A 17,670-nucleotide genomic window follows, 5' to 3' on the forward strand; every position below is an offset into this window, starting at 1 on the left:
CGCCGGGGGGCGGCGGGCCGCCGGGGTCTGCTGCGCGGTCACGCCGCGGCCTCCTCTTCGGTGAGCTGGGAGAGCACGATCTCCCGGTAGGTGGCGTTGCCCGCCATCAGTTCGCGGTGCGTGCCGGTGCCGGCGACACGGCCCTCGTCGAGGACGACGATGCGGTCGGCCTCGCGGATGGTGCTCACCCGCTGCGCGACGATCAGCACCGTCGCCTCGGCCGTCTCGCGCGCCAGAGCGGCCCGCAGCGCGGCGTCGGTGGTGTAGTCGAGGGCGGAGAAGGAGTCGTCGAACAGGTAGATCTCCGGGCGGCGCACCAGGGCGCGGGCGATGGCCAGCCGCTGCCGCTGCCCGCCGGAGACGTTCGAACCGCCCTGCGCGATCGGCGCGTCCAGTCCCGAGCCGGTTCCCCCCTCGGCCGCCTCGGTGCCCAGCCGTTCGACGAACTCCCGCGCCTGGGCGGTCTCCAGGGCGTGCCACAGTTCCTCGTCGGTCGCCTCCGGATGGCCGTACCGGAGGTTGGAGGCCACCGTGCCGGAGAAGAGATACGGCTTCTGCGGCACCAGTGCGACCGTCTCGGCCAGCAGCGCCGGGTCCAGCCGCCTGACGTCCACGCCGCCGACCAGGACCTCGCCCTCGGTGGCGTCGATCAGCCGGGGTATCAGGTGCAGCAGCGTGCTCTTGCCGCTGCCGGTGGAGCCGATCACGGCCGTGGTCTCCCCGGGCCGGGCGGTCAGGGTGACGTCCCGCAGCACCGTCTCCTCGGCGCCCGGGTAGCGGAAGCCCGCCCCCCGCAGTTCCAGCGTCCCGTGCCGGCTGAGGAGGCGCACCGGGTCGGCGGGCGGCACGACACCCGGCTCGGTGTCCAGCACCTCCTGGATCCGCTCGGCACAGACCTCGGCGCGCGGCACCATCATGAACATGAAGGTGGCCATCATCACCGACATCAGGATCTGCAGCAGATAGGCGAGGAAAGCGGTCAGCGCACCGATCTGCATGCCGCCGCTGTCGATCCGGTGGGCCCCGAACCAGAGCACGGCCACCCCGGCGACGTTCACCACCGTCATCACCAGCGGGAACATCAGGGCGAGCAGCCGGCCGGTGCTCAGCGAGACGTCGGTCAGCTCGGCGTTGGCCCGTTCGAAGCGCAGCCGCTCGTAGTCGTCCTTGACGAAGGCGCGGATGACGCGGATGCCGGTGATCTGCTCCCGGAGCACCCGGTTCACGGTGTCCAGCCGCTCCTGCACCAGACGGAACAACGGCCGCAGCATCCGCACGATCACCGCCACCGCGGTGCCCAGCACCGGCACCACGGCCACCAGCAGGGCGGACAGCGGCACATCCTGGCCGAGCGCCATCACGATGCCCCCGACGCCCATGATGGGCGCGGCGACCATCAGCGTGAACGACATCAGCACCAGCATCTGCACCTGCTGGACGTCGTTGGTGGTCCGGGTGATCAGCGAGGGAGCCCCGAAGTGGCCGACCTCGCGCGCGGAGAAGCTCTGCACCCGGTCGAACACGGCGGCCCGGACGTCCCGGCCGACGGCCATGGCGGTCCGGGCGGCGAAGAACACCGCGCCGATCGTGCAGACGGCCTGGACCAGGGTGACCGCGAGCATGACGCCGCCGGTGCGCAGGATGTGCCCGGTGTCCCCCTGCACCACACCGTTGTCGATGATGTCCGCGTTGAGCGCGGGCAGATAGAGGGCCGCGAGCGTCTGGACGAACTGCAGCAGGACGATCAGCAGGACGGCTCGCCGGTACGGGGCGAGCCGGGAACGCACAAGTCGGAACAGCACGAGGGGTCGTCTCTCAGGGCCGGGGCGGGAGCGGAATCGGCGGCAGGGTGGTCGAAAACGCTTGCCAATCCTGTGCCATCGCGTGCGCGTCCGGATGCAAGAACGGGTAAAACCGTGCTGCTTACGCGTCTGGCGTACAGACGCAACCGCCGCCGGCCCGGCCGGCGTCCTTCCCTCCGGGGCGCGTCCCGGCACGCACCACCATGGGCCCCCGGGTTCGCCGTCCGGCCGGGCGGCCGCTCAGTAGCCGGGTCCGGGCGGAGACGGCGGCCCGGACGGCCCGAACGCCCCCGGGTACGTCTGCTCCCGCACCGCCGTGTACTGCTGCCGCACGGCCTGGCCGACGGCCAGCTCGTCGCCCGGATCGAGCACCTCCGCCGCGGCGCCCTGCCAGCGCGGGGGCTCCTGCGGGGTCAGCGTGCCCTGCGCCACCCCCAGCGCCCACGCCGCCTGCCGGGCCGCGCCCAGCGCCGCGTAGTCCGCCGGCTGCGGTATGACGACCTGTGCGCCGAGCAGCGCCGGAGCCATCGCCTGCACGGCCGGCAGCCCCGCGGCGGAGCCGAGCAGGAACACCCGCCGCACCGGCACGCCCCGTCCGCGCAGCACGTCCAGCGCGTCGGCGATCCCGCAGAGCATCCCCTCGAACGCGGCACGCGACAGATGCTCCGGCTTCATGCTTTCCCGGCGCAGCCCGGACAGCGTGCCCGCGGTGTGCGGAAGATACGGCGTGCGCTCGCCCTCCAGGTACGGCAGCAGCACCAGTCCGTGGGAGCCCGGTGTCGACTTCAGTGCCAGCAGGGACAAGCCCTCGGGGTCGGTGCCCAGCAGTTCGGCGGTGCCGCGCAGGACGCGGGCCGCGTTCGAGACATGCACCACCGGGAGGTGCATCCCCGTCGCGTCGGCGAAGGACGTGATGGTCCCCGACGGGTCCACCAGCGCCTCGTGGTGGACCGCGAAGATCGACCCGGAGGCGCCCAGGGACACGACCGCGTCCCCGGGGCCGACGCCCAGACCCAGCGACGCGGCCATCGTCTCGCCCGTCCCGGCGGAGATCAGCAGCCCCTCGGGGGTGTAGCCGGCGGCCTCGGCCGGGCCCAGGACGTCGGGCAGTCCGACCTGCCGTCTGAGCGCCAGTTCGACGAGATCGGGCCGGTAGGCGCCCGTGGCCGCCGACCAGTAGCCGGTGCCGGAGGCGCCGCCCCGGTCGGTCGTCTTGCGCGCCGGCCGCCCCAGCAACTGCCAGACCAGCCAGTCGTGCGGCTGGAGGATCACCGCGGTCCGCGCCGCGGACTCCGGTTCGTTCCGCGCCAGCCAGCGCAGCTTCGCCACCGGCTGCGCCGCCTCCGGTACGGAGCCGACGGCCTCCGCCCACGCGGCGCGGCCGCCCAGTGCGTCCACCAGATCGGCGGCCGCGGCCTGCGCGCGCTTGTCGTTGCCCAGCAGCGCGGGCCGCACGAGCTCGCCGGCGGCGTCCAGTGTCAGCAGGGTGTGCTGCTGGCTGGAGACCCCGATGGCCTGAACACCTTCGAGCACGCCGCCGGCCGCCGCCTCGCCCAGCGAGACCAGCCACGCCTGGGGATCGATCTCGGTCCGCTTCCCGCCCGCCCCGGCGTATCCGTCGGCGGGGTGCGGCGCGTACCCCTGTCTGATGACGGCACCGGTGCCGCTGTCGCAGACGACGATACGTGTGTAGTCGGACGAACTGTCCAATCCGGCAACGATCCCCATGGCTCCAGATGATGCCCTACCGCTGTGATCACCACCTGTCGGCGCCACGGGACCCCGCACGGCCCCGGCCCCGGCCGCGGTCCGGCCCGCGCGCACCGCGCGCGGCGGCACGGGGCCTCGGGCGGACGAGCCGGCGGCACCGCCCGCGGCGCGGGCAAGGAGGACGGGACGGGACGAGGGACGGGGAACACGAGGACGACGCGCGGACGGGGAACGCGAGGACGACGCGCGGACGGGGAACGCGAGGACGACGGGAGCGCGAGGAGGACGGACGGGCAACGGAAAGGCCGCCACCGCGCGAGGCGGGACGGCCCGCCCCGCGCGGCAGCGGCCGCCCCGGCGAGGGGTCAGGTGCCCCAGCCGTCCTCCGCCGCCGCAGCGGCCGTCCCACCCCGCTGCTCGCGCAGCGCGCGCACCCGCTCCGAGACCGGGCCCGGCAGGCGGTCGCCGAACTTGCTGTCGACCGTCACCGCCGCCTTGGCGGCGGCCTGGCGGCCGCTCTGGGCGGCGGACTCGGCCGCGTTGCGGACCGCCGGGTTCTGCGCCGCCTGCCGCGCCATCTTGCGCAGCTGTTCGTAGCGCTCCCGGCCGGCCCGGGAGCCGAGGACGTAACCGACGGCCAGTCCGGTCATGAACGTGAGCCGGTACCGCATGGCTTCCACCTTCCCTCGATGCGTACTGGGCGCTTGCCCCGGCCGCCGGGCGCTGATGCGAATACGGATTTCGGAGCACGCCCTGCCATGCGCTAATGTATTGCTCGCAGCGAGGGAACGCCCCCGGGAGAACCGGCCGGGCGGGACCGAGCAGAGCAGTCCCCTGTAGCTCAATTGGCAGAGCAGCCGGCTGTTAACCGGCAGGTTACTGGTTCGAGTCCAGTCGGGGGAGCAGACGACGAGGGCCCCGGTTCGGGGCCCTTTTTTCTGCTCCGTACGAGGGGGAACCGCCGCGGGACGCAGCGCGTCCTCCCAGGCAGCCCAGCGAAGCCCGTACGGGCGGCAGATCGTATGAGCGGCTATGCTGCGGCAGACGGCGCGCACACATGTGCGCGACGCGCCGTGAGGGGCGGTAGCTCAGCCGGTTAGAGCAGCGGACTCATAATCCGTCGGTCGTGGGTTCGAGTCCCACCCGCCCCACTCGGCGAACCAAGGAGCCCCGCTCCCGCCCGGTTCCCGGGCTTGGGAGGAGCCTCCTTCTTCTCCATCGGCCGGCGCCGGAACCTGCTGGACGGCTCTTCGAGCCGAGTCAGTAGTGGTATCGAGCCTGGACGATGACCAACTCATCGTCGCTCGGCCTGTACACGAGCCGGTGCGTGTCGTCGATTCTCCGGGACCAGTAGCCCGACAGGTCACCCTTCAGGGGCTCCGGCTTGCCGATGCCCTTGAAGGGGTCGCGCAGGGTGTCGTCGATCAGCTTGTTGATGCGCTTGACCATTTTGCGGTCGTTCTCGGCCCAGTAGGTGTAGTCCTCCCAGGCGTGGGTCGTGAACGAGATCTTCACGCATGCTCCGCGCCGGGGTCGATCAGTGCGCGGTCCAGGGCCTTGCCGGCCTCCGCCTCGGCGATGGAGTCGAGCAGGCGACGGGCGTTCTTGGGGGAGCGCAGAAGGTGCACCGTCTCGGTCCACGAGTTGAAGTCCTCTTCGGACATGAGGACGGCGTTCCCCTTGCGGGAGGTGATGTGAACCGGGGCGTGGTCATCGTTGACCTGCTCGATCAGCGGGAACAGGTTCTGGCGGGCCTCGCTGGCGGTGATGGACATACTTGCGGCCTCCCTTCTCGACTTGTACAAGATATAGTACGAGTCTTGATCGTGTCCACACGCGAAGAGCTGGATGATCTCTGCCGGTTCTCGCCGGTTCCCAAGAACGCGTGGCGCCGGGTCGACGCCGCGCACAACGAGCTCACCCAACGGGGACAACACCGTTCCGCCGGGGCCATGGCCACACGGTGCTCCACGTGGACCATGACTTCGCCACGGTGGCGGCGGTTCTCAAGGAACTGGAGCAGCGGGACGTGCGCGCCTGAGCGTGCCTGTGCGGCGTGCGTATGGCGACGGGAATGCTCGCCGGCCCGCCGCCCGCCGCCCGCCGCCCGCGATCCGGACCGCCGGGACGGGGTGCCCCGTGAGCACGGGCGCCGGAAGGGTGCGCTGTGCTCAACCGCGCTCCGGCGTACCCGGGTTGGGGGCGTGGATCACCGCCCCATAGGATCCGGCGATGATCAGAAGAACATGGCCGGCGGCCGTGGTGTGCGGGGTGCTCGCCGCCCTGGGCGCCGGGCTCGTCCCGGCCCCCGCGGCGGCCGGTGAACCGGCGGAGAAGGAAGCCCCCAAGGTCGAGCTGGTGCTCGATGTCAGCGGCTCCATGCGGACGCGTGACATCGACGGCGGGTCCCGCATGGCGGCGGCGAAACAGGCGTTCGGCGAGGTGCTCGACGCGGTACCGGACGAGGTGCGGCTCGGCATCCGCACCCTCGGCGCCAACTATCCCGGCGACGACCGGCGCACCGGCTGCAAGGACACCGAGCAGCTCTACCCCGTCGGCCCGCTCGACCGGACCGAGGCGAAGACCGCGGTGGCCACCCTGGCCCCCACCGGCTGGACCCCCATCGGGCCCGCGCTGCTGAAGGCGGCCGACGACCTGGAGGGCGGGGACGCCACCCGCCGGATCGTGCTCATCACCGACGGCGAGGACACCTGCGCCCCGCTCGACCCCTGCGAGGTCGCCCGCGAGCTCGCGGCCAAGGGCGTCGGCCTCACCATCGACACCCTCGGCCTGGTCCCCGATGCCAAGACCCGCCGGCAGCTGGTCTGCATCGCCGAGGCCACCGGCGGCACCTACACCTCCGTCCAGCGCACCGCGGAGCTCTCCGGCCGGGTGAAACAGCTGGTGGACCGGGCGGCCGCCCCCGTCGTCACCCCCGTGCCCGCCAAGGGCGCGGACGAGTGCGCCACGGCGCCCACGCTCGAACCCGGCCTCTACACCGACCGCGAGGAGTTCGGCGAGCACCGCTGGTACCGGGTGGAGGTCCCGGCCGGCCACGAGCTGCGCGCCTCGGTGAGCATCGGTGCCGACCGGGCGGTCGACAACGACTACGGCGTGCTGCTGCGGGCCGTGACCGTGCACGGCAGGGAGATCGTGCGGGGCTCGGAAGCGGGCGACGGGCGAACGGACGTCATCTCCGCAGGACTGCGGTATCCCACGACCATCCCGGAGGAGGAGGACACGGACACCGATGCCAAGCCGGCGAGCGAGACCGTCTGTCTGCGGGTCAGCAACTCCTTCTCGGCGCCCGCCTCGGTGAAGACCACGCCGGGCCTGCCCCTCGAACTCACCGTCGATCTCGTGGACGGTCCCGACGAGGCCGCCGATCCGGCCGCCTTCGGCCTCGGCCGCGGCCCGTGGCTGCTGGGCGTGCTCGCGCTCACCGGCCTCGCGGCCGGTCTGCTGTGGGGTCTGTTCGCGCGGCGCCGTACGGATCTCGGGAGGAGCAGCTGATGCGGAGGACGAGAGCGCTGCGCGCCCTGACCGGTGCCGTCCTGACCGGGTTCGCCCTCCTCGCCGCGGCGGGGACGGCCTCGGCCGACGACCCGTCCGCGAGCCCCGGCACCGGCCGGGACGGTGACGGGGCCCCGGCCGCGGCGGGCACCACCTTCCGGCTGGCGACGCAGATCCGGCAGGGGGAGCGGGCCGCGGCCGAGGGATCGGCCGGCGACTACTTCTACTGGGTCTTCCCCGCCGACGCCGGGCAGCGGGTCACCGTGACGGCCACCGTGAAGCTGCCCGAGTCCGCCGGCCGGCAGGGCACGTCCCGCTGGCGGATCGACGTCCACGACGGGCTGCGCCGCCGCCAGGCCTGCGTCCACGGCAGCCAGACGAAGGCGGCACCGGCGGACGCCGCCTCGGTGGAGCTGTCCTGCACCCTGCGGACCGTGCGGGCATGGGCGGAGCCCTGGAGCGACGCGCCGCTGCCGGGCAGCTACTACGTCCGGCTGACGGTCGTCGATCTGCCGCAGCGGGACCTCGGACTGCCGGTGCGGGCGGAGATCGAGGCCACCTCCGTGGACGCGGGCGGCGCCCATGCCGTGGACGGCAGGCTCGCCACGCCGCTCGTCCCGCTGACCGTCACCGGGCCGGAACGGGACGACCGGGACTCCTCACAGCAGGAGCAGGACGAGCAGCAGGAACAGGACGAGCAGCAGGAACAGGACGAGCAGCAGGAGACGGCGGAGGCCGCCGGCGCGCCCGAGGACGGCTGGTCCTCCGGCTGGTGGACGGACCGCTGGCTCTGGACCGCTGCCGGTGGTCTGCTCACGGCGTTCACCACCGCGGCCGGGTACTCCCTGGCCCGCGGCCCCGGGCGCCGGCCGGGTGCCCCGCCGCGGGCCTGACGCCCGGCCCGCGGCCCGTACGGCGGCGAGGCGGTGGTCCCGTCGGCCGCTGCCCGCCACCCGGGCCCGGGCCCGTAGGGCACCCGCTACCCGCCACCCGGGCCCCGCAACCCCAGGCTCCCGGGGGTTGCGGGCAACCTCGCCGTGCGGGCACCCGTGGGCACCCGTGGGGATCCGGGGACAGCCGGTCACCCGCGGCACAGGGACGGCTTCGTCCCCGCCGCCCCGTGCCGCCCCGCCACGCGAGCCGCCCGCGTCGCCCACCCCGGCCGCGTCCGCCATCGCAGCGTGCGCCGAGCGAGGACGGGGGCGTGGCCCGCGCGGTCGTGGGCACTCGTGCGACGAGCGAGATGAGCGAGGCGGGGCAGCAGCCCGGCCGGGCTCGGACCAACGGAGCGGACGGTGATGCCGGCATGAGCGGGACGAACGGGAAGGCGGGCAAGGGCGGCGAGGCCGGGCACGGGCGGCGGGGGCAAGAACGGGCGCTGGTGCGGGCCCTGCTGGCGGAGGAGGGGCGGACGTACGCCGAGGAGGCCGGTGTGCGCCTGAAGGATTCCCCCCAGCCGCTCTACCAGCTGCTGGTGCTGTCCCACCTGCTTTCCGCGCGGATCCGCGCGGACGTCGCGGTGGCCGCCGCCCGCGCGCTGTTCGAGGACGGCATGCGGAATCCCCGCCGGATGGCGGACGCGAGCTGGCAGGAGCGGGTGGACGCCCTGGGCAAGGGCCACTACCGGCGCTACGACGAGCGGACGGCCACCCAACTGGGCGACGGTGCCGGGCTGGTGCTGGAGAAGTACCGCGGGGACCTGCGGCGGTTGCGTGAGGACGCCCGGCGGCGGGCGGACGGCGGGAGGCCGGGGGAGGCGGTCGCCGCCGAGCGGGACCTGCTGCAGGAGGCCCCCGGCATCGGCCCGGCCGGAGCGGACATCTTCCTCCGGGAGGTGCAGGGTGTCTGGCCCGAGGTCCGGCCGCACATCGACGGCAAGGCGCTGGACGGAGCGGCGCGGCTCGGCCTGCCGGAGACGCCCCGGGCGCTCGCGCGGCTCGTGGGCGAGGAGGAGCTGCCGAGGCTCGTGGCCGGCCTGGTCCGCGTCGCCCTCGACAAGGGGGCGGCCGAGCGGGTACGGGAAGCCGCCCGGGTCTGACGGCCGCCGCGGCCTCCGCCACGGAACCGCGGCGCCATGGGCGGTGGGCCATGGGCGGTGGGCCATGGGCGGTGGGCCATGGGCGGTGGGCCGTGGGCGGAACGAACCGCGGTGGTCTGCCCGCTCATCGCTTTCCGTGCCGAAGCTCCGTGACGCAACTCCGGGACGGTGGAGGAGGCAGTGGAGGGTACGGAAGCGAGACGGAGCCCCTCGCCCTCGTCCTCGCCCCGCTCCGGCAGTGACCGGGCCGTGCGCGCGCGGTCGTGCGCGCACGGTCGTGCGGGCATGTCCCGGTTCTGTCCGGCCGTGACCGGTTGAGCGGTCCGGTCCTGATCCTCCCGGCCCGCCGCATGCGCTCGCCCGGCGCCTTCCGGAGTCTCGCCCGCCCCCGGAAGCCGGTCCCGTACGCGGAAGCCGGCCCCGGCCGCGGAGAAGGCGGGCCGGGGCCGGCTGCGGTCGGGGGCGGGTCGGTGGCGGGCGCGCGATCAGGCACCCAGCCGGCCGCCGGTCAGCCGGGCGAGCGGGCCGCGCCTGCGGGCGGCCCGCCGGCGCGCGACGAGGACACCGGCGCCGGCCACCGCCGCTGCGCCGGCTCCGGCCGCGCCCGCGGCAACCGCCTTGCGCGCCTTGACGGCCAGCCAGGCCGTACCGGCCACCGCCGCGGCCTTCTTGGGCATCCCCGCCATGGCCTGACCGGTGGCCGTGGCCTTCTCGGTGGTCACGTGCGCGGTCTTCGTCGCCAGGCCGCCGACCGCGGTCCTCGCCGCTGCCGCCTTCGCGGCGGCGGCCTTGGCGGCGGGGGTGTCGGCCATTTTCGTCATGCCGTTCGCGCCGGAGCGTGCCTGATCGCCCGTCTTGTCGGTCGCCCGTTCGGCGGTGTTCCGGGCAGTCTTGCCCGCCTTCTCGGTGCTCGTCGCGCCGGTCCGCGTACCGTTCGGGCCCTCGGCGGCCCCCGTCCCCGCCTTCTCGGTCGTGGCCGCCGCGGTGGTCTTGGTGCCTCCGGCGTTCGCCTTCTTGCCGTTCTGGTTGGGTACGTCCTTGTTCTCAGCCATGGCCCCCGCCTTGCCGCTACTCAGAGCGACAAACGCATCGCCGTCACGGGACCTCCGCGGTCCGTTCGCACGGGACGCGGAGAGAAGGGCCGAAGTCCGGGTGTGTAGGGCGAATGAGCCGGGGTAGACGCCCCTTCACCCCCCGGATGGACGAGCACGACGAGCATGGAGGCCACTATGGACACCACGGCTGGCACGGTTTCGATGGCGGTCTCGGAGATCGAGTCCGAACTCGGTGCCGCGGCGACCGTGGGGGAGCTGCCCTGGATCGAGGACCCGACCAAGGTCGCGCCCCAGGACGCCCGGGAGCTGTCCAAGCTGTTCTTCGACCGGCTCGCCGAGCTGGAAGAGGGAACCCACGAATACCAGTACGCACGCAACTCCCTGATCGAGCTGAACCTCTCCCTGGTCCGGTTCGCCGCCCGCCGCTTCCGCAACCGCTCGGACGAGATGGAGGACATCGTCCAGGTCGGCACCATCGGCCTGATCAAGGCGATCGACCGCTTCGACCTGAGCCGCGAGGTGGAGTTCACCACCTTCGCCGTGCCCTACATCGTCGGCGAGATCAAGCGTTTCTTCCGCGACACGAGCTGGTCCGTGCACGTTCCGCGCCGGCTGCAGGAGCTGCGGATCGAACTGGCCAAGGCCAATGACGAGCTGTCGCAGCGGCTGGACCGCTCCCCGACCCCCGAGGAACTGGCCAAGCACCTGAACCGGAGTGTCGAGGAGGTGCTGGAGGGCATCGTCGCGAGCAACGGCTACGCCGCCGGCTCGCTGGACATGCCCGTGGAGGACGGCGGGGACAACTCCCGCGGCAACACCCTGGCCGACCTGCTCGGCGATGTGGACCCCGCGCTGGAGACCATCGAGAACCTGCACGCCCTGAAGCCGCTGCTGGAGAACCTGGGCGAGCGCGACCGCACCATCCTGGAGCTGCGCTTCGGCCAGGAGATGACGCAGTCGGAGATCGGCGCCGAGCTGGGCATCTCACAGATGCACGTCTCGCGCCTGCTCTCCCGCACCCTCCGGGAACTGCGCGCCGGGCTCGTTCCGAACCAGGCGTGATGCCCGCGGCTCCTCGGTGAACCCGCTTCCCGGGGATTCGTGCCTCATCTCTTTCCCCGGCTGTGCCGACCGGACCGATCCGGTCGGCACAGCCATGGGTGCGCCCCGGCGGAAGGGGAGCGGAAGGGGCGGGCCGAGGGGAGCGGAAAGGGCGCACCGGAAGAGCCGGGAAGCGCACCCGAAGCAAAGACGATACAGAGACGATTCAGGGGCCGGCCGGATTTTCCGGTCGGCCCCTGAATCAGTCCCCTGATTCTTCTGTTTCTTCTCTGTCGTCTTCTCTGCCGGGGCGGATCCCGCCTACCAGCGGTACCAGCGGCCTCGCTTGCCGCCCGCGCCCGCGGGACGGACGAAGAAGCCGACAAGCCAGAGAACCAGCACGATCACCGCGATCCACCACAGTGCGTCGAGTGCGAATCCCGCCCCGAAAAGGATCAGGGCCAGGAGCAGAACGAGTAGAAGCGGAACCATGTTTATCAACCTCCATGGACGCTTCTGCCCCCGGGATTCCCGTACACACGGCCGTATTCCCGTTGGCTTTCCGGCTCCGGGGGAATTCTGCGGTGCGGTCTTCCGGTGGCCACGGAACCGCCGTGCTCGTCGGCCCACCGGATCCGGGACACCGGGACGCCCGGGTCCTCAGCCCTCCCGGTCGTCCTCGGGCGCCCGTACGATCACGACCGTGCACGGGGCGTGGTGGGTGACGTGCTGGCTGACCGAGCCGAGCAGCGCGCCCTTGAAGCCGCCCAGCCCGCGGCTGCCGACCACCAGCAGCGCCGCGCCGCGGGCCGCCTCCAGGAGTACCTGCACCGGGCCGCCCGCCTGGGTGAGGGCGCGAACGCGCACCGGCGGCTCCTTCCCGACCGTCTCCTCGATGGCGGCGAGCAGCGTCTGCTGCGCGGTCTCCTCCAGGGTGTCGTCGGTGGGGGCGGTCGGCGGCATCATTCCGCCCCAGGTGACATAGCCGGGCCACTCCCAGGACATGATCGCGTCGACCTCGGCGCCGGTGAGCTCGGCCTGCCGCACGGCCCAGCGCAGGGCTTCCCGTGAGGGCTCCGAGCCGTCCACTCCGACCACGATCCGGTTTTCCGTCCGGTCCGCCACTGGCTGCCTCCTGGGCTCTGGATGACACATCTGTCTGTCTTGGTACCACAGGCCCGCGGTGTCCGGGCCGCCGGTCCCGACGGCCCCGGCCCGCACGCCGGCGGTCACCGGGGCGCCACGCGCAGGGCCTGTGCCGCGGCACAGCGGGGGCCGGCCGGTCCCGGCGGGCGGCCACGCGCCGCGGGGCCGCCCGCACCGTTCCCGCGGCGGCCCGGGCGCCGGTCGGGACGCCGGTCGGGACGCCGGACGGGCTCCGGCCGGGCTCCGGACGGGTGGCGGCGGAGCGACGGAGCGCGCCCGGCCCGGCGGGCCTCCGCTGTGGGCTCGCACAACGGGGCGCGTACCGCTTCTGGGAGCCCGCCCCGACCTTCCCCCCGGCCATGGACCGCCGTTCCCGGCCCGTGGTGTCGTGGCGGCCCGATCCGGCCACAGGAGGAGGGCCCTTGCGTGCCTGGCAGGTCCACGAACCGGGGGAACCCGCCGCGGCGCTGAGCCTGGAGGACGTCGACGATCCGGTGCCGGGGCCCGGCCGGATCCTCGTCCGGGTGCTGGCGGCGGCGGTCAACTTCCCCGACGCCCTGCTGTGCCGCGGGCAGTACCAGCTCAGACCGCCACTGCCGTTCACGCCGGGCCTGGAGGTCTGCGGGGAGGTCGTCGAGACCGGTGAGGGCGTGACCACCCCGGCTGTCGGCGAGCGGGTCGTCGGGCTCTCCGCGCTGCCGCACGGCGCCTTCGCCGAACGGACGCTCATGGAGGCCGGTTCCGCGTTCCCGGCTCCCGCCGCTCTCGACGACACCGCGGCCGCCGCCTTCTACATCAGCTATCAGACCGGCTGGTTCGGGCTGCACCGGCGGGCCGCGCTGCAGCCGGGGGAGACGCTGCTGGTGCACGCCGCGGCGGGCGGGGTGGGCAGCGCCGCCGTCCAGCTCGGCAAGGCGGCCGGGGCCACCGTCATCGGAGTCGTCGGAGGCCCGGAGAAGGCCGGCCTCGCCCGCCGGCTCGGGGCCGACGTGGTGGTGGACCGGCACCGCGAGGACTTCGCCGACGTCACCCTGGAAGTCACCGCCGGGCGGGGCGCGGACGTCGTCTACGACCCGGTGGGCGGCACCGCGTACAGCGGCTCCGCGCGCAGCATGGCGTTCGAGGGACGCATCGTGGTCGTCGGTTTCGCCAGCGGCGTCGTGCCCCGGCCGGACCTCAGCCGGGCCCTGCTCGGCAACTACACCATCCTGGGCCTGCACTGGGGCCTGTACGCCCGGCGCAGCCGCCCCGAAGTGCTGCGCGCGCACCGGGAACTGACGGCGCTCGCCGACCGCGGCGTGGTGGCCCCGCTCCTCGGGGAGCGGCTGCGGCTGCCGGAGGTCGCGGACGGTCTGCAGCGGCTCGCCGACGGGACGACGGCCGGACGGGCGGTGATGCTGCCGGACTGACCGGGTGCCGCCGCGCGGGCCGGAGGACCGCGATGACCGGCAGGGCTCCCGCCGCGTCGCCGCGCCACCCGTGGCAGCACACCACCGCCCCGTCGCGTCCGGGTCCGCCCGGCGGGAGAACGGCGGGGCGCGGCGGAGCGGCGCGCCGGCCGGGCGCATGAGCGGAGCAGGGACGCGGAACCGGGCAGCGGGTGACCGGGGGAGACGGGGCCCCGTCGTGGGGACGGGTGAACGACCGGCCGGTGCGAGGGGCGCGCGGAAGGGGGGATCCACGCCGGGGGGATTCACACGAGGAGTTTCCTGATGAGAACGGTGGAGCACCAGGACGGCGGCGGAGCACCGGGACGGCCGCCGCGGCGTCTGCACGGACGGCGGGCCGAACTGCGGGCTCTGGGCGCCCTCCTGGAGGCGGCGCGGAGAGGAGCGGGCGGATCACTGCTGCTCGTGGGCGAGCCGGGGCTCGGTCGCAGCGCCCTGCTCGACCGGACGGCGGCGGCCTCGGGGGCGGCGTCGCGCTCTGCTCCGGGCCTCGCGGCTCCGGACCGCGCGCCGCGGAACGCACCGGAGGCCGTCCGCGGGCGCGCTGCCACAGTGCTCCGCGTCCGGGCCGTGGCCGCGGAGCGGCACATCCCCTACAGCGGTCTGCACGCCCTGGCGGCCCCGGCACCGTTCCGGCCCTCCGCGACCACGCCGCGCACCGCGCCGCTGGCGGAGGCACTGGGCCTGGCCCGGCCGGGCGGCCGGAACACGCCGGCCGCCCGTGAGGAGGCGGCTGCGGCCGTGCTCGCCGGCGCGGAGGGCATGGACGGGCCGGCGCCGTGCCGGCGGCCGGCGGCGCGCCGCGGCGGGAGCCGGGCCGCGGCGGGCGGAGCGCCGGACACCGGCGGTGGACGGCGGGGCACGGCCGGAACCGGTGCCGTGGCGGACGCCTTCCTGGTCTGGCTCGGCGAGCTGGCGCGCCGCGGGCCGGTCCTCGTCTGCGTCGACGACGCCCACCTGCTCGACCCCGCCTCCCGGGGCGTCCTGGGGTTCACCGCGCGCCGCCTCGCCGGCGGTCCGCCCGTGGCCCTGGTCCTGAGCGTGGACGAAGGGCGGGCGGCGGAGCCGGAGTTCGACGGTGTCCCGGCCCGGGCGCTGGCACCGCTGGCCGAGTCCGACGCCCTGGCCCTGCTCGACGACCTGCTGCCCGGCGACGCCGCGCCGGCCGTACGGGAGGCACTGCTCCACGAGGGCTGCGGCAATCCGGGGCTGCTCACCGACCTGGTGGCCGGACTGTCCCCGGCCCAGCTGGCCGGGGCCGCACCGCTGCCGGAGCCGCTGCCCGCCGACGGTCCGCTGCTGCGGGACGGCGCCGCACGGCTCCGGGCCCTGCCGCCGGACACCCGGCTGCTGCTCCTGCTGGCCGCCGTCGCCCACGCGTGCGCGGGACCGGTGGACGGCATCGGCGCCGATCTGCTGCTGAGCGCCGCGCACCGGGCCGGTCTCGCCGGGGCCGGCCTGGAGCCGGCCGAGACGGCCGGAGTCGTACGGACCGAGAGCGACCGCATCCGCTTCGCCCATCCGGTGCTGCGCCGCGCCGCCTACGACGGCGCACCGCTCGCCCGGCGCCGCGCCGCCCACGCGCTGCTCGCCGAGGTGCTCGACGCGCGCGGCGAGGCGTACCGGCTGCGGGCCCTGTGGCACCGGGCGGTCGCCACCGAGCGGCCGGACCCGGCCCTGGCCGGCCGGCTCGCGGCCGCCGCGGCCGCCGCCCCTGGCGCGTCCCACGCCCACGGCGAGCTGGCGGCCGCACTGGCCCGGGCCGCCGAACTGACCGTCGCCACCGATGCCCGGGTCACCCGGCTCGCGGCCGCCGCCGAGCACGCCTGGCTCTCGGGCCGGCCGCACCGGGCGCGTTCCCTGCTCGCGGCGGGCCGTGAACTGCCCGCCCGGGAGGCGGTACGCGGACGGGCGGAACTGGTGCGCGGGATCCTCGAACTGCGCGACGGCGTGGTCACGGACGCCCGCGAGGTGCTGCTGCACGCGGCACGTCTGCTGGAACCGCACGACCGGCCGTCGGCCCGCCGGGCCCTGCTGCACGCGGCGGAGGCGGCCTGGGCCGACGGCGACGTGACCGGCTACCTCTCCGACATCGGCCGGGCCACGGCCCTGACGGCCCCGGTTCGCCCGGCCGCAGGCGGGGGTGGAGGGGACGGCGGCGGCCCCGGCCGGGACCGTGGCGGCGCCCCGGGCAGCGGCGGGCAGGACGCCGGCCGCGCCGGCGGCGGCCGCGCGCCGGCGCCGGCCGCACCGGCGGCCCGCGGCGGCACGGGTGCACCCCCGGTGCGGGCCGGACGCGGACGGGAGCCGCACGGACCGGCCGGGAGCGCCCTGCTCGACGCCTACTGCGCCGGGATGCGCGCGGTGATGAGCGGCCGTTTCACCGAGGGTGTGAAGCCCCTGCGACGGGTGATCGAGCTGGGGCGGAGCGCCGAGGAGCACGAGAGCCTGATCCGCGCCGGGGTGGCGGCCCTGGTCCTGGGCGAAGTCGGCGCGGCCTGTGAGATCAACACCCGCGCGCTGGCCCTCGCCCGCGTCAGAGGGCTCGACACGCTGGTGCCGCAGGCCCTGGAGCACCTGGTGTACGCGGAGTTGAGAGCGGGCCGCCACACCCGCGCCCGGGCCCACGCCCTGGAGGGGCTGAAGTCCGCGGGCCGCGCGGGCCAGCGGAACTGCGCCGCGCACCACCACGCCGCTCTGGCCATGGCCGCCGCCGTCCGCGGTGACGCCGCCGCCTGTGAGGAACACGCGCGGGCCGCCGACGACAACGCGGGCCCGCACGGTCTCGGAGTGGCCGCCACGCTGGCCGTGTGGTCCCTGGCCCGCGCGGACCTCGGCCGGGGCCGGCCCCGCGAGGCCCTGGTGCGGCTGCGCCCGCTCGTGGGCACCGGTCCCGGGCGCGGGCATCTCGCGCTGCGCATGCTCGCCGTACCGGACCTGGTGGAGGCCGCGGTGCTGGCGGGGGAACCGGAGGCGGCGCGGGCCGTGCTGCCGGAGTTCGAGTTCTGGACGGTGCACACGGCCGACCCGCAGTTCCCGGCGCAGCTGGCCCGCTGCCGCGCGCTGCTGGCCGTGGAGCACGGGCCGGCGGCCGGGCCGGCCGGTACGGGCGGCGGTACGGGCCGTGCCGTCGGTGCGGGCGGGTTCGGGATGCCGGTGGGGCGGGTCCCGGCCCCGGTCGTGCCCGCTGCCGCGCCCGGTGTGCCGGAGCTCCGCCGGACGGCCGGGACGGGGACCGGAACCGCGCACGGGGCGGGGACCGGGGGTGCGGCGGGAACGGCCGGGGACGGCTGCCCGGAGGCGGGCGCCGACGCCCTCTTCGCCCGGGCCCTGGAACTGCACGACCTGGCCGACGGCGATTTCGAGCGGGCCCGGACCCAGCTGCTGCGGGGCAAGACGCTCCGCCGCAAGCGCCGCCCGGGCGCGGCACGGGAACATCTGCGCGACGCGCTCGTGGCCTTCGAGCGGTGCGGTGCCGGCGCCTGGGCCGAGCAGGCGCGGGCCGAGCTGCGGGCCACCGGTGAGGCCGGCCGGGCCACCGAGGCGCCCGCCGTCGCCGGGCTCCTCACCCCGCAGCAGCTGCGGATCGCGCGCTGTGTGGCGGAGGGGGCGACCAACCGGGAGGTGGCGCTCCGGCTGTCCGTCAGCCCGCGCACCGTCGACCACCATCTGCGCAACGTGTTCGCCGCGCTCGGTATCAGGTCGCGGGTGGAGCTGTCCCGGCTGCTCGCCGCGGCCGGTCCGGGAGCCGGGACCGCGGCCGGTCCGGGGTCCGCGCCGCGGCCGGGGGCGGCGGTCCGGCCGTGACCGGAACCGTGCGCACCGGACGCACCCGCGCCCCGGCGCGGCACGGGGCGCCGACGGGCCCGGAGACCGGCTCCGCCGCAGCTCACCGGGGTGGGGCGCGGGCGGGAGCG

General features: G+C 75.1%; 14 protein-coding genes, 2 tRNA genes and 1 pseudogene. 9 read left to right on the forward strand and 8 right to left on the reverse strand.

What is annotated here, in order from left to right:
• Positions 1-38: 38 nt before the first annotated feature.
• The 3 genes from KBZ10_RS09895 to KBZ10_RS09905 form a co-directional block, all read right to left on the reverse strand.
• Entirely contained in the window at positions 39-1,802 is a 1,764-nt protein-coding gene (locus tag KBZ10_RS09895) for an ABC transporter ATP-binding protein (protein ID WP_210987165.1), read from the reverse strand.
• A 240-nt stretch (positions 1,803-2,042) separates the two neighbouring features.
• Positions 2,043-3,530 (reverse strand): FGGY-family carbohydrate kinase, encoded by a 1,488-nt coding sequence (locus KBZ10_RS09900; RefSeq protein ID WP_210987166.1) that lies wholly within the window; start codon positions 3,528-3,530, stop codon positions 2,043-2,045.
• A 347-nt stretch (positions 3,531-3,877) separates the two neighbouring features.
• A complete protein-coding gene (locus KBZ10_RS09905) occupies positions 3,878-4,183 on the reverse strand; it encodes a YtxH domain-containing protein (RefSeq protein WP_210987167.1) in 306 nt (101 codons plus the stop codon).
• A gap of 159 nt (positions 4,184-4,342) precedes the next feature.
• Here KBZ10_RS09905 and KBZ10_RS09910 point away from each other — a divergent pair.
• Together KBZ10_RS09910 and KBZ10_RS09915 are read left to right on the forward strand one after the other, a co-directional pair.
• Positions 4,343-4,415: transfer RNA gene (locus KBZ10_RS09910), tRNA-Asn, on the forward strand.
• Between the two features lie 174 nt (positions 4,416-4,589).
• A tRNA-Ile gene (locus KBZ10_RS09915) sits at positions 4,590-4,663 on the forward strand.
• Between the two features lie 109 nt (positions 4,664-4,772).
• On the opposite strand, the gene KBZ10_RS09920 is transcribed toward KBZ10_RS09915, so the two are convergent.
• Both KBZ10_RS09920 and KBZ10_RS09925 read right to left on the reverse strand, forming a co-directional pair.
• Positions 4,773-5,027: a Txe/YoeB family addiction module toxin gene (locus tag KBZ10_RS09920; protein ID WP_210987168.1), complete on the reverse strand. Its 255-nt coding sequence runs from the start codon at positions 5,025-5,027 to the stop codon at positions 4,773-4,775.
• Positions 5,024-5,287, reverse strand: coding sequence for a type II toxin-antitoxin system Phd/YefM family antitoxin (locus KBZ10_RS09925; protein ID WP_210987169.1), 264 nt, complete (start codon positions 5,285-5,287; stop codon positions 5,024-5,026). Before KBZ10_RS09925 ends, KBZ10_RS09920 begins: the two co-directional genes overlap by 4 nt.
• A gap of 63 nt (positions 5,288-5,350) precedes the next feature.
• On the opposite strand from KBZ10_RS09925, the pseudogene KBZ10_RS29275 reads away from it, so the two are divergent.
• The 4 genes and pseudogenes from KBZ10_RS29275 to KBZ10_RS09940 all read left to right on the forward strand — a co-directional run.
• A pseudogene (locus KBZ10_RS29275) lies at positions 5,351-5,553 on the forward strand (VapC toxin family PIN domain ribonuclease); the annotation flags it as partial.
• Between the two features lie 191 nt (positions 5,554-5,744).
• Complete coding sequence (locus KBZ10_RS09930; protein ID WP_210987170.1) at positions 5,745-7,025, forward strand: VWA domain-containing protein; 1,281 nt, start codon at positions 5,745-5,747, stop codon at positions 7,023-7,025.
• Entirely contained in the window at positions 7,025-7,918 is an 894-nt protein-coding gene (locus KBZ10_RS09935) for a hypothetical protein (protein WP_210987171.1), read from the forward strand. The genes KBZ10_RS09930 and KBZ10_RS09935 overlap by 1 nt, the downstream gene beginning before the upstream one ends.
• Before the next feature lie 413 nt (positions 7,919-8,331).
• Positions 8,332-9,063, forward strand: coding sequence for an endonuclease (locus tag KBZ10_RS09940; protein WP_210987172.1), 732 nt, complete (start codon positions 8,332-8,334; stop codon positions 9,061-9,063).
• Between the two features lie 485 nt (positions 9,064-9,548).
• Here KBZ10_RS09940 and KBZ10_RS09945 read toward each other — a convergent pair whose 3' ends face one another.
• Entirely contained in the window at positions 9,549-10,115 is a 567-nt protein-coding gene (locus tag KBZ10_RS09945; protein ID WP_210987173.1) for a hypothetical protein, read from the reverse strand.
• Positions 10,116-10,319: 204 nt separating this feature from the next.
• Between KBZ10_RS09945 and KBZ10_RS09950 the strand changes: the two genes are divergently transcribed.
• A complete protein-coding gene (locus KBZ10_RS09950; protein WP_247702144.1) occupies positions 10,320-11,180 on the forward strand; it encodes a SigB/SigF/SigG family RNA polymerase sigma factor in 861 nt (286 codons plus the stop codon).
• A gap of 300 nt (positions 11,181-11,480) precedes the next feature.
• On the opposite strand, the gene KBZ10_RS09955 is transcribed toward KBZ10_RS09950, so the two are convergent.
• Together KBZ10_RS09955 and KBZ10_RS09960 are read right to left on the reverse strand one after the other, a co-directional pair.
• Complete coding sequence (locus tag KBZ10_RS09955; RefSeq protein ID WP_210987175.1) at positions 11,481-11,651, reverse strand: DUF5670 family protein; 171 nt, start codon at positions 11,649-11,651, stop codon at positions 11,481-11,483.
• A 168-nt stretch (positions 11,652-11,819) separates the two neighbouring features.
• Positions 11,820-12,284 (reverse strand): universal stress protein, encoded by a 465-nt coding sequence (locus KBZ10_RS09960; RefSeq protein ID WP_307847321.1) that lies wholly within the window; start codon positions 12,282-12,284, stop codon positions 11,820-11,822.
• Between the two features lie 443 nt (positions 12,285-12,727).
• Between KBZ10_RS09960 and KBZ10_RS09965 the strand changes: the two genes are divergently transcribed.
• Positions 12,728-13,714, forward strand: a complete 987-nt coding sequence (locus KBZ10_RS09965) for an NADPH:quinone oxidoreductase family protein (RefSeq protein ID WP_210987177.1) — start codon at positions 12,728-12,730, stop codon at positions 13,712-13,714.
• Positions 13,715-14,017: 303 nt separating this feature from the next.
• Positions 14,018-17,560 (forward strand): LuxR family transcriptional regulator, encoded by a 3,543-nt coding sequence (locus KBZ10_RS09970; RefSeq protein WP_210987178.1) that lies wholly within the window; start codon positions 14,018-14,020, stop codon positions 17,558-17,560.
• Positions 17,561-17,670 lie beyond the last annotated feature (110 nt).

This window comes from Streptomyces sp. F63 (genome assembly GCF_018070345.1).
Classification (GTDB): domain Bacteria; phylum Actinomycetota; class Actinomycetes; order Streptomycetales; family Streptomycetaceae; genus Streptomyces.